Genomic DNA, 14,925 nt, shown 5'->3' on the forward strand with positions numbered 1-14,925 from the left:
TTTTTTGCTTCCTAAGTTCAGAGGTAGTCATGATTAAGAAAATCGGTGTGTTGACAAGTGGCGGTGATGCGCCGGGCATGAACGCAGCAATTCGTGGCGTTGTGCGCGCGGCATTAACGGAAGGTCTGGAAGTTTTTGGAATCTATGACGGTTACCTCGGATTGTATGAAGACCGTATGGTTCAGCTCGACCGTTACAGCGTTTCCGACATGATCAACCGCGGCGGTACCTTCCTGGGCTCCGCTCGCTTCCCGGAATTCCGCGAAGAACACATCCGCGCTGTGGCTATCGAAAACATGAAGAAGCGCGGCCTGGACGCGCTGGTGGTTATCGGCGGTGACGGTTCCTATATGGGGGCGATGCGCCTGACCGAGATGGGCTTCCCATGCATCGGCCTGCCGGGCACTATCGACAACGATATCAAAGGCACTGACTACACCATCGGCTTCTTTACTGCCCTGAGCACCGTGGTGGAAGCGATTGACCGTTTGCGCGACACCTCCTCTTCGCACCAGCGTATCTCCGTGGTGGAAGTGATGGGCCGTTACTGTGGCGACCTGACCCTGGCGGCGGCGATTGCCGGCGGCTGTGAGTTCATCATGGTGCCTGAAGTGGAATATACCCGTGACGATCTGGTGGCAGAAATCAAAGCCGGTATCGCGAAAGGGAAAAAACACGCTATCGTGGCCATCACCGAGCACATGTGCGACGTTGACGAGCTGGCAAGCTACATCGAGAAAGAGACTGGCCGTGAAACTCGCGCCACCGTCCTCGGCCACATTCAGCGCGGCGGTTCCCCGGTTCCTTACGACCGCATCCTGGCTTCCCGCATGGGCGCCTATGCGATTGAGCTGCTGCTGCAGGGCCATGGCGGCCGTTGCGTCGGCATCCAGAACGAGAAGCTGGTGCACCACGACATCATCGATGCCATCGAGAACATGAAGCGTCCGTTCAAGAACGACTGGCTGGATTGCGCGAAGAAACTGTACTAAGTTACGCGCCGGATAAACAAAAGGCCTTCTCATGGAGAAGGCCTTTTTTATGGCGGAAGGTTTATTCGATATCCAGCGGGTCTTCCGACAGGATCATCCCGGTGTTATCGGCATACAGATGGTCGCCGGAGAAGAAAGTCACCCCGCCGAAATTGACGCGCACGTCGCTTTCGCCGATGCCTTCGCCAGCCGCGCCGACCGGAATCGCCGCCAGCGCCTGAATACCAATGTCCAGTTCCTCAAGGTCGTCAACCTGGCGCACCGCGCCATAGACCACCAACCCTTCCCATTCATTCTGGACGGCCAGACGCGCCAGGTCAGCGTCAATTAACGCGCGTCGTACTGAGCCGCCGCCGTCGATCAGGAGAATATGACCACGGCCATTCTGCTCGAGCAGATCGTAGAGCAACCCGTTATCCTCGAAACATTTAACCGTAATGATCTGTCCACCAAACGACGACCGTCCTCCAAAGTTAGAGAACAGCGGTTCCACGACGTTGACATCTTCCTGGTAGATGTCACAAAGCTCGGAAGTATCGTATTTCATAGGCTTAACGTTCAGTTGCTGCGAGAGTTTTTAGTATATCCCGCGAATCGCATTGTTGGCAAAATCATCAATTGTTAATTGATATTTGTCAGTTAAGCCATCAGCTTACTGGCAATAATTCCGATAACAAACAGCAGGTTGGTCAGTAAGGCCCCTTTGACCGTCTTTTCGAGCATTGGCCGCATCGCCAGCGGATCGGATTCGCGCAGGACGTAGCGCGCCTGTTTCACCAGCAGCGGCGTGGCGAGAATAAACAGCCAGCCCCAGGCTGAATGCAGCGCCAGCAGGTTAAACAGCGCCAGACACAGCAGGGCGCCGAGCAGCAGGCAGGCATGATAGCGGCGGGCATTGACCGGGCCCAGGCGCACGGCGAGGGTGTTCTTCCCGTTCTGCCGGTCGCTGTCGATATCGCGCAGATTATTGATGTTCAGCACGGCGGTCGCCAGCAGACCGCAGGCTGTCGCCGGCAGAAAAATGGCCGCTTCCACATTATGGGCTTGCAGATACCAGCTGCCGAGGACGCTCAGCCAGCCGAAGAAAACGAGTACTGAGATATCACCCAGACCAATATATCCATACGGACGGGTGCCCACCGTGTAGGTGATGGCGGCCACGATAGACAGGCCTCCCAGAGCGAGGAAGCCGATGAAATCGCCGACGCTCTGCCAGGCGGCGCACAGCAGCGCCAGACCAAACAGGCAGATGAGTACGACGGTGACGATCAGAGCGCGCTTCATCTGCTGGGGGGTAATCACCCCTTTCTGCATCCCGCGCAGCGGCCCGATGCGATCCGGTTTATCGCTCCCCTTAACCGCGTCGCCGTAGTCATTGGCGAGGTTGGAAAGAATTTGCAGCAAGCCGGCGGTGATCAGCGCCAGCAGGGCAACCCAGGGATCAAAATGGCCCTGCTCCCAGGCAAGGACGGTGCCAACAATAATCGCGGCAAATGCCAGCGGTAACGTTTTAGGACGCAGGCTTTCCAGCCACGCCTGTGAACGGCTGATATCAGTCATAGTTATTCTAGCCAATAAAAATGGGGGCGATAGCCCCCATCAACAGTGATGAAAATGCATTGCACCGGATTATAGGATAAAACGGCTCAGATCTTCATCTGCCACCAGAACATCCAGGTGTTTACTCACATATTCGGCATCGATAGTGACGGTCTGGCCGTTCATCTCGCTGGCATCATAGGAGATATCTTCCACCAGGCGCTCCAGCACGGTGTGCAGGCGACGCGCACCGATGTTCTCGGTGGTTTCGTTTACCTGCCATGCGGCCTGGGCGATGCGCTTGATGCCGTCTTCGGTGAATTCGATGTTCACTCCTTCGGTCGCCATCAGCGCCTTGTACTGCACGGTGATGGAGGCATTCGGCTCGGTCAGGATGCGCTCGAAGTCGTGGGTGGTCAGCGCCTTCAGCTCAACGCGGATCGGCAGACGCCCCTGCAGTTCCGGGATCAGATCGGATGGGCTGGCCACCTGGAATGCGCCGGAGGCGATAAACAGGATGTGGTCGGTCTTGACCATCCCATGTTTGGTGGAGACGGTGCAGCCTTCCACCAGCGGCAGCAGGTCGCGCTGTACGCCTTCGCGGGAGACGTCCGGGCCGGAGGTGTTGCCGCCGCGCTTACAGATTTTGTCGATTTCGTCGATAAAGACGATACCGTGCTGCTCTACAGCGTCGATGGCTTCCTGCTTGAGCTCTTCCGGATTGACCAGTTTGGCCGCTTCTTCTTCAATCAGCAGCTTCATCGCGTCTTTGATTTTCAGCTTACGCGGTTTCTGCTTCTGGCCGCCGAGGTCCTGGAACATAGACTGCAGCTGGCTGGTCATCTCTTCCATGCCCGGAGGGGACATGATTTCAACGCCCATCGGCGCCGCAGCGAGATCGATTTCAATCTCTTTATCGTCCAGCTGGCCTTCACGCAGTTTTTTACGGAACGCCTGGCGCGCTGCAGACGGTTCCTGCGACGGCTCAGTCTGGCCCCAGTTGTTCTTCGCCGGTGGGATCAGCACGTCGAGCACGCGCTCTTCCGCCAGCTCTTCCGCGCGGTAACGGTTCTTATCGATGGACTGCATGCGAACCATTTTGATCGCCGCATCGGTCAAATCGCGGATGATGGAGTCCACTTCTTTACCGACATAGCCCACTTCGGTGAACTTCGTCGCTTCAACTTTGATAAACGGCGCGTTGGCCAGTTTTGCCAGACGACGGGCGATTTCGGTTTTACCGACGCCGGTTGGGCCGATCATCAGAATGTTTTTCGGCGTGACTTCATGACGCAGCTCTTCGTTAAGCTGCATCCGACGCCAGCGGTTACGCAGGGCGATAGCAACAGAACGCTTGGCGGCGTCCTGACCGATAATGTGTTTGTCCAGTTCGCTGACAATTTCGCGTGGGGTCATTTCAGACATGGGAGATCCTTACGCTTTAGAAGGTAATTCTTCGATGGTGTGGAAATGGTTGGTATAGATGCAGATATCACCTGCAATATCCAACGCTTTCTCGGCGATGTCGCGCGCGCCCATATCGGTATTTTCCAACAGCGCGCGGGCCGCGGCCTGGGCGTAAGGACCGCCGGAGCCGATAGCAATCAAATCGTTTTCCGGCTGTACCACGTCACCGTTACCGGTGATGATAAGCGACGCGTTTTCGTCCGCGACGGCCAGCAGCGCTTCCAGTTTGCGCAACATCCGGTCAGTTCGCCAGTCTTTGGCCAGCTCAACGGCGGCCTTCACCAGATGGCCCTGGTGCATTTCCAGTTTACGTTCAAACAGTTCGAACAGCGTGAAGGCGTCGGCGGTGCCGCCAGCGAAACCGGCAATCACTTTGTCGTTGTACAGACGACGCACTTTCTTCACATTGCCCTTCATCACGGTGTTGCCCAGCGTGGCCTGGCCATCACCGGCAATAACAACATGGCCGTTACGGCGAACACTTACAATTGTAGTCACGAGCAGACCCCTTGGTTGCAAAAGCGGAACAGGGGCCCCGCGCTGTCCGCGGGGCCGAATGCAATTATAGATGGGGGGGATTTTGAGGGTTTCAACCCCTGGCGGCGAGACGAATGCAGTTCGCGTGTCCAGCCATCTTCAGGCGGGTGATCATCTCGTTGGCGCTTTCTTTGCCTTTCAACGGGCCAATAACCACGCGGTTCCAGCCGTTGTTAGTGGTAATGTGCGAAGCAAACCCTTCGAAAGCCAGCTGAGCGCGGACGGTTTCGGCCTGCTCGGCGCCTTTAAAGGAGCCGCACTGGATCATCCAGCTACGATCGTCTTTCTTCTCGGCGGTGGTTTTCGGCGCTTCTTCCACCCGAGTTACCGGCGCCGCGGCCTGGGTACGCGGCTGCGTGGTATTGGTATGCGCTGGCGTCTGCAGCAGATCCTGGTACGGCTGCTGGTTTGACGCGGTCTGCTTCGGCTGTTGCTGCTGAACCGGCTTCGGCTGCTGAACGCGCGGCGGCTGCTGTTGGACGGTCTGCGCCTGAGTCTGCGCCCATTGTTGCTGCTGCGCCTGCTGCTGTTGCTGCGCTAAACGCTGACGCTGAAGCGTCTGCTGGCGCTGCGCCGGCGTTTGTTCGTTCCACGGCACTTCGGTCAGCTGGGTCGGCTGCTGGCGCATATCGGCCTGCATCTGGGCGAGCAGCTGGCGCTGCTCGTCGGTCAGCTGTTCCGGTTTCATGACTTCGCCACCGGCGGTCGGTTCGGTCGGCGCGCGGACGCCAGGCTGGCGGCTTTCCAGCTCTTTAATATAGCGCCAGCGCTCTTCCGGTTTGGGCGGCAAGCCGTTGCCGGCGGCCTGGCGATTTTGCATCGCTTCCGCTTCTTCTTTCTTATGATGCGTAATGAAATAGAGGCCACCGATAAAGGCCACCAGCACAGCCGCCGCGATCGCCACCATCGCCGGTGAAATCGCCGGAAGGCTGCTTTGCTTATTCCTTGAGCTTCGGGTCGTGCTCTTTTTGCGCCGCGAAGAAGCCGGTTGGCTGCGGCGTACATAATCTCGTTGTGCCACTATCGTTTCGCTGTCTTATATTCGTTCGTCAGCCCGCCATGTTACTTAAGCGGCGGGCCTTTGACCAGAAGAGCAGGCCCGAAAGCCTGATGGTTATCGTCTGATTTTTTGCGTACTGCCGCGAACAATCAGTTCGCAATCGAGCAGACGCGAGCCGCTGTTCACGTTATGCCCCTGCATTTGCTCCAGTAATAGCAGCATTCCTTCACGGCCGATATCAAACCGTGGCTGTGAAACCGTGGTCAACGGCGGATCGCAAAATTCAGACAACGCGATGTTATCGAAGCCGACAATTGACAGGTCGTCCGGCACTTTCAGACCGCGACGTTTTGCCAGCGATAAGGCGCCCAGCGCCATCACATCGCTATGGCAAAAGACCGCCGTGGGCGGCACCGGCTGCGCCAGCAGCTGCTCCAGCGCATTGGCGCCGGCTTCGAAGGTAAAGTTGCCGCGAGCAATATAGTGCGGATCGACGGTGATACCGCTGCGGCGCAGCGCCTGCACATAACCCTGCAGGCGATAATGGCACAACGGCATATCTTCCGGGCCGGCGATACAGCCGATACGCTGATGTCCCAGCTCGTGGAGATAATTTACCGCGTTAAAGGCCGCCGTCAGGTTATCGATATGGACGGTGGGCAGCTCCAGCTCCGGCGCAAACTCATTCGACATGACCATTGGCGGCAAATTGCGCTGCTCTTCCACGCTGGCGTCAAACGGCAGGCGCGAGCTGAGCAGCACCATGCCGTCGATCTGCTTGGTGATGATAAGGTCGATAAAGGTTTTTTCTTTCTGATTCTGGTGGGCGCAATCGCCGATTAACACCAGATAGCCGTGCTCGGCGGCAGTGACTTCAATACCGCGGATCACTTCACTAAAGAAGGGATCGCAGATATCCGGGACGATCACGAGGATCGTCCGCGATTCGTTGCGCTTCATATTGCGTCCGAGCGACTGCGGTAAATAGCCGACTTCCAGCGCCGCCTGCTCGACCCGGTTACGGGTGGCTTGCGACACCTTATCAGGGTTCATCAACGCTCGGGACACGGTTGCCGTGGAAACGTTTGCCTTGAGGGCGACGTCTTTCATGGTGGCGGCAACCACTTGTTTTTTGGGCTTCACCTGGTTTCTCCTCGCTGAATGGCGCTGGCATTTCCCTTGGGCGCTAACTGCTGCATCATTTTTATCAGATAGTCGCGGCAGTGAGTTACAGAATTTTCATGAAAAACGTGATGCTTGTTAAATTTTTCGATCCGGCTCGCAAGAGAAGGCTTATCCTTCAATCGGATCGACATCCAGCACCCACTTCACTTTTCTCGCCTCCGGAAGCGTATTGATCAGCGCCAGCGTACCGCTAACGATATGTTGCAGACGCACCCGCGAAGGATGCTGCAGCAATATTTGCCAGCGCCAGCGGCCGCCGCGCTTTGGCGCCAGCGCCGGAACCGGACCGAGCACCCATAGCTTTTCGTCGGCCAGCGGGCTGGCCTGCAGCAGATTGCGCAGCTGTTGTAAAAACAGCGGCGCCTGCTGGTTGTTATGGTCTTCCGCACGAATCAGCACATGGCTGGTCCACGGCGGCAGCTGCATCGTCTGCCGCTCTGCCAGCGCCTGTTCGGCAAAGGCGTCGTAGCCTTTATACAGCAGGGTCTGCAAAAGAGGGTGTTCCGGATGGTGGGTTTGAAGAATGACCTCGCCCTGTTTTCCTGCCCGGCCCGCTCGTCCGGAGACCTGGGTATAAAGCTGAGCGAAACGCTCTGCGGAGCGGAAATCAGCGGAAAACAGCGCCCCGTCGACATCCAGTAGGGAGACGAGGGTGACGTCCGGGAAGTGGTGCCCTTTGGCCAGCATTTGGGTGCCAATCAGAATACGCGCCCCGCCGCGATGGACGGCGGCGAGATGCTCCTCCAGCGCTCCTTTGCGGCTGGTGGTATCGCGGTCGATACGCGAGATAGGCACCTCAGGGAACAGCGGCGCCAGGGCCTGCTCCAGCTGCTCGGTGCCGATCCCTACCGGCACCAGATGCGTGGAGCCGCAGGAAGGACACTGGCGCGGGATTGGGCGCTGGCTGTCGCAATGGTGGCAGCGCAGATGGTGCTGCGCCTGGTGCAACGTATAGTAACTGTCGCAGCGCGGGCATTCCGCTATCCAGCCGCAATCGTGGCACAGCAGCGCTGGCGCAAAGCCGCGGCGGTTAAGAAACAGGATCACCTGGTTATCCGCTTGCAGGTGCTGGCGCATACGGCTAATCAGCGCGGGAGACAGGCCCGCCTGCAGCGGTAGCCCTTTGAGATCGAGCACGTGCTGCTGGGCCGGGCGCGCATTGCCCGCGCGTTTGCTTAAGGTTAACTGGCGGTATTTACCCTGGCGGACGTTATGCAGAGTCTCCAGCGCCGGCGTCGCCGAGCCGAGAATTATCGGGATCTGCTCGCTATGGGCGCGCCATACCGCCAGGTCGCGGGCATGGTAGCGCCAGCCTTCCTGCTGCTTGTAGGAGCTGTCATGCTCTTCGTCGATGACGATGACGCCGAGATCTTTAAATGGGGTAAACAGCGAGGAGCGGGTGCCGATCACAATGGCCGCTTCGCCATTTTTCGCCTTCAGCCAGGCCGAGAGACGTTCGCTGTCATTGAGCCCGGAGTGCAGCACTTCCACCGGCGCGTTAAAGCGCTGGCGAAATCGGGCGATGGTTTGCGGCGTCAGGCCGATCTCCGGCACCATCACCAGCGCCTGGCGCCCCTGCGCCAGCACATTCTCCAGCACGCTCAAATAGACTTCCGTTTTCCCGGAGCCGGTAATACCCGCCAGCAGCCAGGCGGAGAAACGATCGGCGGCGCTGTGGATCGCCCCGACGGCGGTGGCCTGCTCGGTATTCAGGCGCAGGCGTTCGCCGGCAACCGAATACTCGCTGCGCCAGTCGGTGAGGGCGGGCGCTTCGCAGGTCAGCTCCGCCAGCCCTTTACCGCGCAGCGCCTGCAGCGCCGCTTCATTGAATTCCAGTTCGCCAACCTGATGACGCCAGATTTTGCCCTGGCGCAGCGCCGCCAGCGCCTGCTGCTGCTTCCGGGAGCGTTTCAGACCGTTAAGGTCGACAACCTGCCCCTGCTCGGTGGCGAACCAGTACCACAGCGGCGTGGCGCTGGCGGGTTTGCCCTGGCGCAGCATAACGGGTAATGCATGGAACAGCACATCGCCGATCGGGTGATGGTAATACTCAGCCGCCCACATCAGCAGTCGCCAGACAGTCGTGGAGAAGACCGGCTCGTCGTCCAGCGCTTCGGCGACCGGTTTTAGCTCATCCAGCGGCAGTTCGCTGCGCTCGCTCACCGCCGCGACAATGCCGATCCGCTCCTGTTTGCCGAACGGCACCCGCACCCGACAGCCCGCTTTGACCGCCATGCCTTCAGGCAGCAGGTAGTCAAAAGTGCGCGGTAGCGGAACGGGTAGGGCAACGTGGGCGACGGACATGTCATCTTCCTGACTTGAAATCTGGCGGGATAGTATACACATTACGATAAGGCGGCGCGGATCAGTTTGCATATGCTGGTCAAATTCTGTATGATTCGCCGCCTTTGATGCGCTTTATATCGCATTGAAGATTGACCATTACCGCGTGCTTCACGCTGTCAGCAGCGTAGAAGGCGACGGGAAATTACTAATATCGCGTGGTGTCTGGCGTTAGGGCTGGAAGAGCGACGCGGCCTTAACTGAGGTTCTCCCATGAAAAAAGGTATTCACCCAAATTACGACGAAATTACTGCTACCTGTTCTTGCGGTAATGTCATGAAAATCCGCTCCACCGTTGGTCACGACCTGAACCTCGACGTGTGCGGCAAATGCCACCCGTTCTTCACCGGCAAACAGCGTGATGTTGCTACCGGTGGCCGTGTTGACCGCTTCAACAAGCGCTTCAGCATCCCGGGCAGCAAGTAAGTTGCCAGAAGAAGCCGCCTCAGGGCGGCTTTTTTGTCTCTTCCGCCTGCCTGGGCGGGAAAGAAAAAAGGGCGGAAGATTATTCCGCCCTTTTTATCGTCTCAGTATTCCCACGTATCCGGGTCGATTCCCAGTTCACGCATAATCGCTTTCGCCGCTTCCGGGATCTCATCGCTGCGCTCTTTACGCAGGTCTTCATCGTTAGGCAACGGTTGTCCGGTAAAGGCATGCAGAAACGCTTCGCACAGCAGCTCGCTGTTGGTCGCGTGACGCAGGTTATTCACCTGACGACGCGTGCGTTCATCGGTGAGGATTTTTAACACCTTCAGAGGAATGGAAACCGTAATTTTCTTTACTTGTTCACTCTTCTTACCGTGCTCAGCGTATGGGCTGATATATTCGCCGCTCCATTCAGCCATGAGATACCTTAATCCTCTGTTTATTAGTGAAGGGCCAGAATATTCCGCCCGGGCTATAATTGCGCGTAGTTTACCGTATGCGCGGGCTTTCTGACATGAGATAAGCCGCCGACGACGTGCGCTAATGCATATAATTTTAACGGCTATTTGCACTTTGCTCAATCTATACGCAAAGAAGTTTAGATGTCCAGATGTATTGACGTCTATTGTGACAATGATTACTCTGGAGCCTGACTTTTCACCGATTCAGCCCAGGAACTTCCCAACATGACGCGTAAACAGGCCACCATCGCAGTGCGTAGCGGTTTAAATGACGACGAGCAGTACGGTTGCGTTGTCCCGCCGATTCACCTCTCCAGTACCTATAACTTCACCGGCTTTAATGAACCGCGCGCCCACGACTACTCCCGTCGTGGCAATCCGACGCGCGATGTGGTGCAGCGCGCCTTAGCGGAGCTGGAGGGCGGCGCCGGCGCGGTGCTGACCAATACCGGAATGTCGGCGATCCTGCTGGTGACGACAGTGTTCCTTAAACCGGGCGATCTGCTGGTGGCGCCGCACGACTGCTACGGCGGCAGCTACCGTCTGTTCGACAGCCTGGCGAAGCGCGGCTGCTATCGCGTCCAGTTTGTCGATCAAAGCGATGAGCAGGCGCTGCGGGCGGCGCTGGCGGAAAAACCGAAGCTGGTGTTGGTGGAAAGCCCAAGTAATCCATTGCTGCGGGTGGTGGATATTGCGAAAATCTGTGGTCTGGCGCGTGAGGCCGGGGCAATTAGCGTGGTGGACAACACCTTCCTGAGCCCGGCGTTGCAAAACCCGCTGGCGCTGGGCGCCGATCTGGTGCTGCATTCCTGTACCAAATACCTCAATGGTCACTCCGATGTGGTGGCCGGGGTGGTGATTGCCAAAGATCCGGCAACTGTCACCGAACTGGCATGGTGGGCGAATAATATTGGCGTCACCGGCAGCGCCTTCGACAGCTATCTGCTGTTGCGCGGGCTGCGGACGCTGTCTCCACGGATGGAAGTGGCGCAGCGAAATGCCCTGGCGATCGTTGAGTATCTGAAAACCCAGCCGCTGGTGAAAAAGCTGTATCATCCATCGCTGCCGGAAAACCAGGGGCATGAAATTGCGGCGCGTCAGCAAAAAGGTTTTGGCGCAATGTTAAGCTTCGAACTTGACGGTGACGAGCAGACGCTGCGCCGTTTTCTGAGCGGGCTGTCGCTGTTTACACTGGCGGAATCGCTGGGGGGCGTTGAAAGCCTGATTTCCCATGCGGCAACGATGACGCATGCCGGCATGGCGCCTGAAGCGCGTGCCGCCGCCGGAATTTCAGAAACGCTCCTGCGTATATCGACCGGTATTGAAGATGGTGAAGATTTAATTGCCGACCTGGAAAATGGCTTCCGGGCAGCAAACGAGGAATAAAGATGAGTGTGATTGCGCAGGCAGGGGCGAAGGGTCGTCAGCTGCACAAATTTGGTGGGAGTAGTTTAGCGGATGCGAAATGTTACCTGCGCGTCGCGGGGATCATGAAGGAGTATTCGCAGGCGGGGGATATGATGGTCGTCTCCGCCGCTGGCAGCACCACCAACCAGCTGATCAGCTGGCTTAAGCTTAGCCAGAGCGATCGCCTTGCTGCGCATCAGGTTCAGCAGTCGCTTCGCCGCTATCACACCGAGCTGATTGGCGGTCTGCTGGAGCCTGCGGCGGCGGATACGTTGATAGCCGCCTTTATCCACGACCTTGAGCGTCTGGCTGGTCTGCTGGACGGCGGGGTTTCCGAAGCGGTCTATGCGGAAGTAGTCGGCCATGGGGAAGTGTGGTCCGCGCGCCTGATGGCGGCGGTTCTCAACCAGCTGGGTATGGAAGCCGCCTGGCTGGACGCGCGCGCGTTCCTGCGCGCGGAACGCGCCGCGCAGCCGCAGGTGGATGAGGGATTATCTTACCCACTGCTGCAGCAGCTGATGGCGCAGCATCCTAACAAACGTCTGGTGGTGACCGGCTTTATCTCCCGCAACCAGGCCGGCGAAACCGTCCTGCTGGGCCGTAACGGGTCTGACTACTCTGCCACCCAGATCGGCGCGCTGGCGGGCGCCTCCCGGGTCACTATCTGGAGCGACGTTGCCGGGGTGTACAGCGCGGATCCGCGCAAGGTGAAAGACGCCTGCCTGCTGCCGCTGCTGCGTCTGGACGAAGCCAGCGAGCTGGCGCGCCTGGCCGCGCCGGTGCTCCATGCCCGCACGCTACAGCCGGTTTCCGCCAGTGATATCGATCTGCAGTTACGCTGCAGCTACACGCCGGAACAGGGTTCCACGCGCATTGAGCGCGTGCTGGCCTCCGGTACCGGCGCACGGATTGTCACCAGCCATGACGACGTCTGCCTGGTGGAGTTCCAGGTGCCGGCCGGTCACGATTTCAAACTGGCGCATAAAGAGCTGGACGCTCTGCTCAAACGCGCCCAGCTGCGCCCGTTAGCCGTTGGCGTCCATGCCGACCGTAAGCTGCTGCAGTTCTGCTACACCTCCGAGGTGGCCGACAGCGCGCTGAAATTGCTCGATGAAGCCGGTCTGCCGGGCGAGCTGCGTCTGCGTCAGAAGCTGGCGCTGGTGGCGATGGTGGGCGCGGGAGTCACCCGTAACCCGCTGCACTGCCACCGTTTCTGGCAGCAGCTCAAAGGGCAGCCGGTGGAGTTCACCTGGCAGTCTGAAGAGGGGATCAGCCTGGTGGCGGTGCTACGCGCCGGGCCGACGGAAAGTCTGATCCAGGGGCTGCATCAGTCCTTGTTTCGCGCCGAAAAGCGTATTGGCCTGATGCTGTTCGGCAAAGGGAACATTGGTTCCCGCTGGCTGGAGCTTTTCGCCCGTGAACAAACTACGCTGTCGGCGCGTACCGGTTTCGAGTTTATTCTCGCCGGCGTAGTCGACAGTAAACGCAGCCTGCTGAATTACGACGGGCTGGATGCCAGCCGGGCGCTGGCTTTCTTCAACGATGAAGCGGTGGAGCAGGATGAAGAGTCGCTGTTCCTGTGGATGCGCGCGCACCCGTATGATGATTTAGTGGTGCTGGACGTCACCGCCAGCGAACAGCTGGCCGACCAGTATCTTGATTTCGCCAGCCATGGCTTCCACGTCATTAGCGCCAACAAGCTGGCGGGCGCCAGCAGCAGTGATAAATATCGTCAGATCCACGACGCGTTTGAGAAGACGGGGCGCCACTGGCTATATAACGCCACCGTGGGCGCCGGCTTGCCGGTGAACCATACGGTGCGCGACCTGATCGACAGCGGCGATACTATTCTCGGCCTGAGCGGTATCTTCTCGGGAACGCTCTCCTGGCTGTTCCTGCAGTTCGATGGCACCGTGCCGTTCACCGACCTGGTGGATCAGGCGTGGCAGCAGGGGCTGACCGAGCCGGATCCGCGCGTCGATCTGTCCGGTAAGGATGTGATGCGTAAGCTGGTGATCCTCGCGCGGGAAGCGGGCTATGACATCGAACCGGATCAGGTGCGTGTGGAATCACTGGTGCCGGCGCACTGTGAAGAGGGGTCGGTCGATCACTTCTTTGAGAATGGCGAAGAGCTGAACGAGCAGATGCTGCAGCGTCTGGAAGCGGCCCGCGAGATGGGGCTGGTGCTCCGCTACGTGGCGCGCTTTGATGCCAACGGCAAAGCACGCGTCGGTGTGGAAGCGGTACGCGAAGAGCACCCGCTGGCGGCGCTGCTGCCGTGCGATAACGTGTTTGCCATCGAAAGCCGCTGGTATCGCGATAACCCGCTGGTGATCCGCGGGCCCGGCGCCGGGCGCGATGTGACCGCCGGGGCGATCCAGTCGGATATTAACCGCCTGGCGCAGCTGCTGTAAGCGTCGCGTTATACTCTTGAACCAGTGAGGCCATTATTTGCGTTACGCGCCCTGCGGAATACAGGGCGCTCTGCGCAAACGCGGGTCTGTTTTTCAGCCATATTGTAAACCGTCGGCTGGCCGCAAGGTCTGGTAGAAAGGCGTTCTCTTCTGCAGTGCCGGCAAGCCGGCAGACCATTTTCTGATTCTCTTCCTGCGTCCAACGCTGCCATGAATTTTGCCACCAGCCATGATGGGTTTTCCCCTGTAGCTGCCACGGAGCCGGGCTGGCTGGGTTCCTTATCTCTTCTTCCACATACCATAGATCGCCTTGCCGCTGACGAAAAAGCGGCGCCCAGGCAACGATCGCCGCGCCGCGTAAAAAGCATTCATGCGCAATAACGTGCGTTTTCACCTCTGGAAACCGCTGGCTGAGCAGTTTGAAATGACCGTGCGCGGCGATAACCGGGCGCAATATATTGCCGCGGGCATGGCGCTTTTGCATTGCGCTGCCGTACTGGATTTCATCGAACTGACTGCGTTGTAAAAAGCGCATTTCAGTGAGAGAAATACGTTGAATAATATCGTCAGTCTCCTCCCTGTCGGCTTGTCCGCCGCGCCAGTGATAGCGTAATGACTCGCCTACCGCGAAAGGAGTGAAATTAGAGGTAAGATGAATAACATTACCGCGCACGGCATCAAAGCTTAATAAAAAATAGAGCTTTTGCCCGGCGGCATTACCCTGGAATGGCGCTATCAACGGTACGCTGCAAATACGTCGTGGGGCTTCAATTGGGGCGATGTGTGGGAATTTTGGCGTCCAGACCTTTTTACAGTGGCGGCACTGAAGGCGTTGCGTACCCTGCGGATTGCGGCCGTAGCGAATAATATCCCGCTGATAGCATACCGGGCAAAAATAGCCGTAGCGGCGGGCATGATCCGTCAGATAAGCCGCCAGCCAGGGGCGGAATTCCCGTTCGTTAAACAGGGGGGGATAGCTGCCGCAGGCTGCGCAGTAGAGCGCCGGGTAGCCCAGCCGAAAATTCGGGAAATGATACTCAGCCGCAGACGGTAAACCTAAATTGCGGCAGCCAAAAGTTTTACAGGCATTAATGGTAAAGAGAGTATCCACTGGCAGGTCAATACCAACGATTTTTACAGGTCGTTAATTTTGT

13 protein-coding genes are annotated in these 14,925 nt (G+C 58.2%); 4 read left to right on the forward strand and 9 right to left on the reverse strand.

Annotated features, from left to right (window positions below; translation table 11 throughout):
- The first annotated feature begins 29 nt into the window (after window positions 1–29).
- Window positions 30–992 (forward strand): 6-phosphofructokinase, encoded by a 963-nt coding sequence (gene pfkA, locus DR88_RS01845; protein WP_002882911.1) that lies wholly within the window; start codon window positions 30–32, stop codon window positions 990–992.
- 61 nt (window positions 993–1,053) lie between these two features.
- Here the strand turns inward: pfkA and rraA are convergent, their stop codons facing one another.
- The 7 genes from rraA to priA all read right to left on the reverse strand — a co-directional run bounded on the left by rraA (window position 1,054) and on the right by priA (window position 9,024).
- Entirely contained in the window at window positions 1,054–1,539 is a 486-nt protein-coding gene (gene rraA / locus DR88_RS01840; protein WP_002882913.1) for a ribonuclease E activity regulator RraA, read from the reverse strand.
- A 92-nt stretch (window positions 1,540–1,631) separates the two neighbouring features.
- Entirely contained in the window at window positions 1,632–2,552 is a 921-nt protein-coding gene (gene menA / locus DR88_RS01835) for a 1,4-dihydroxy-2-naphthoate polyprenyltransferase (protein WP_002882914.1), read from the reverse strand.
- A gap of 69 nt (window positions 2,553–2,621) precedes the next feature.
- Entirely contained in the window at window positions 2,622–3,956 is a 1,335-nt protein-coding gene (gene hslU, locus DR88_RS01830; RefSeq protein WP_025861501.1) for an ATP-dependent protease ATPase subunit HslU, read from the reverse strand.
- Between the two features lie 9 nt (window positions 3,957–3,965).
- Window positions 3,966–4,496 (reverse strand): ATP-dependent protease subunit HslV, encoded by a 531-nt coding sequence (gene hslV / locus DR88_RS01825; protein WP_002882918.1) that lies wholly within the window; start codon window positions 4,494–4,496, stop codon window positions 3,966–3,968.
- A gap of 91 nt (window positions 4,497–4,587) precedes the next feature.
- The gene (ftsN, locus tag DR88_RS01820; RefSeq protein WP_002882919.1) at window positions 4,588–5,556 is read right to left on the reverse strand and encodes a cell division protein FtsN; all 969 of its coding nucleotides are present in this window, start codon (window positions 5,554–5,556) and stop codon (window positions 4,588–4,590) included.
- 93 nt (window positions 5,557–5,649) lie between these two features.
- A complete protein-coding gene (cytR, locus tag DR88_RS01815; protein WP_002882921.1) occupies window positions 5,650–6,678 on the reverse strand; it encodes a DNA-binding transcriptional regulator CytR in 1,029 nt (342 codons plus the stop codon).
- A 150-nt stretch (window positions 6,679–6,828) separates the two neighbouring features.
- Window positions 6,829–9,024 carry a primosomal protein N' gene (gene priA, locus DR88_RS01810; RefSeq protein WP_025861504.1) on the reverse strand — a complete coding sequence of 732 codons (2,196 nt, stop codon included), beginning with the start codon at window positions 9,022–9,024 and terminating at the stop codon, window positions 6,829–6,831.
- Between the two features lie 252 nt (window positions 9,025–9,276).
- On the opposite strand from priA, the gene rpmE reads away from it, so the two are divergent.
- Entirely contained in the window at window positions 9,277–9,489 is a 213-nt protein-coding gene (gene rpmE, locus DR88_RS01805; RefSeq protein ID WP_002882922.1) for a 50S ribosomal protein L31, read from the forward strand.
- 101 nt (window positions 9,490–9,590) lie between these two features.
- Here rpmE and metJ read toward each other — a convergent pair whose 3' ends face one another.
- Window positions 9,591–9,908, reverse strand: coding sequence for a met regulon transcriptional regulator MetJ (gene metJ / locus DR88_RS01800; protein WP_002882924.1), 318 nt, complete (start codon window positions 9,906–9,908; stop codon window positions 9,591–9,593).
- 267 nt (window positions 9,909–10,175) lie between these two features.
- On the opposite strand from metJ, the gene metB reads away from it, so the two are divergent.
- Together metB and DR88_RS01790 are read left to right on the forward strand one after the other, a co-directional pair.
- Entirely contained in the window at window positions 10,176–11,336 is a 1,161-nt protein-coding gene (metB, locus tag DR88_RS01795; RefSeq protein ID WP_004150388.1) for a cystathionine gamma-synthase, read from the forward strand.
- Window positions 11,337–11,338: 2 nt separating this feature from the next.
- The gene (locus DR88_RS01790; protein ID WP_002882944.1) at window positions 11,339–13,771 is read left to right on the forward strand and encodes a bifunctional aspartate kinase/homoserine dehydrogenase II; all 2,433 of its coding nucleotides are present in this window, start codon (window positions 11,339–11,341) and stop codon (window positions 13,769–13,771) included.
- Here DR88_RS01790 and DR88_RS01785 read toward each other — a convergent pair.
- Entirely contained in the window at window positions 13,746–14,882 is a 1,137-nt protein-coding gene (locus DR88_RS01785) for an IS1/IS1595 family N-terminal zinc-binding domain-containing protein (protein WP_004150389.1), read from the reverse strand. The genes DR88_RS01790 and DR88_RS01785 overlap by 26 nt on opposite strands.
- Window positions 14,883–14,925: the final 43 nt, after the last annotated feature.

Source organism: Klebsiella pneumoniae (genome assembly GCF_000742135.1).
Lineage (GTDB): Bacteria > Pseudomonadota > Gammaproteobacteria > Enterobacterales > Enterobacteriaceae > Klebsiella > Klebsiella pneumoniae.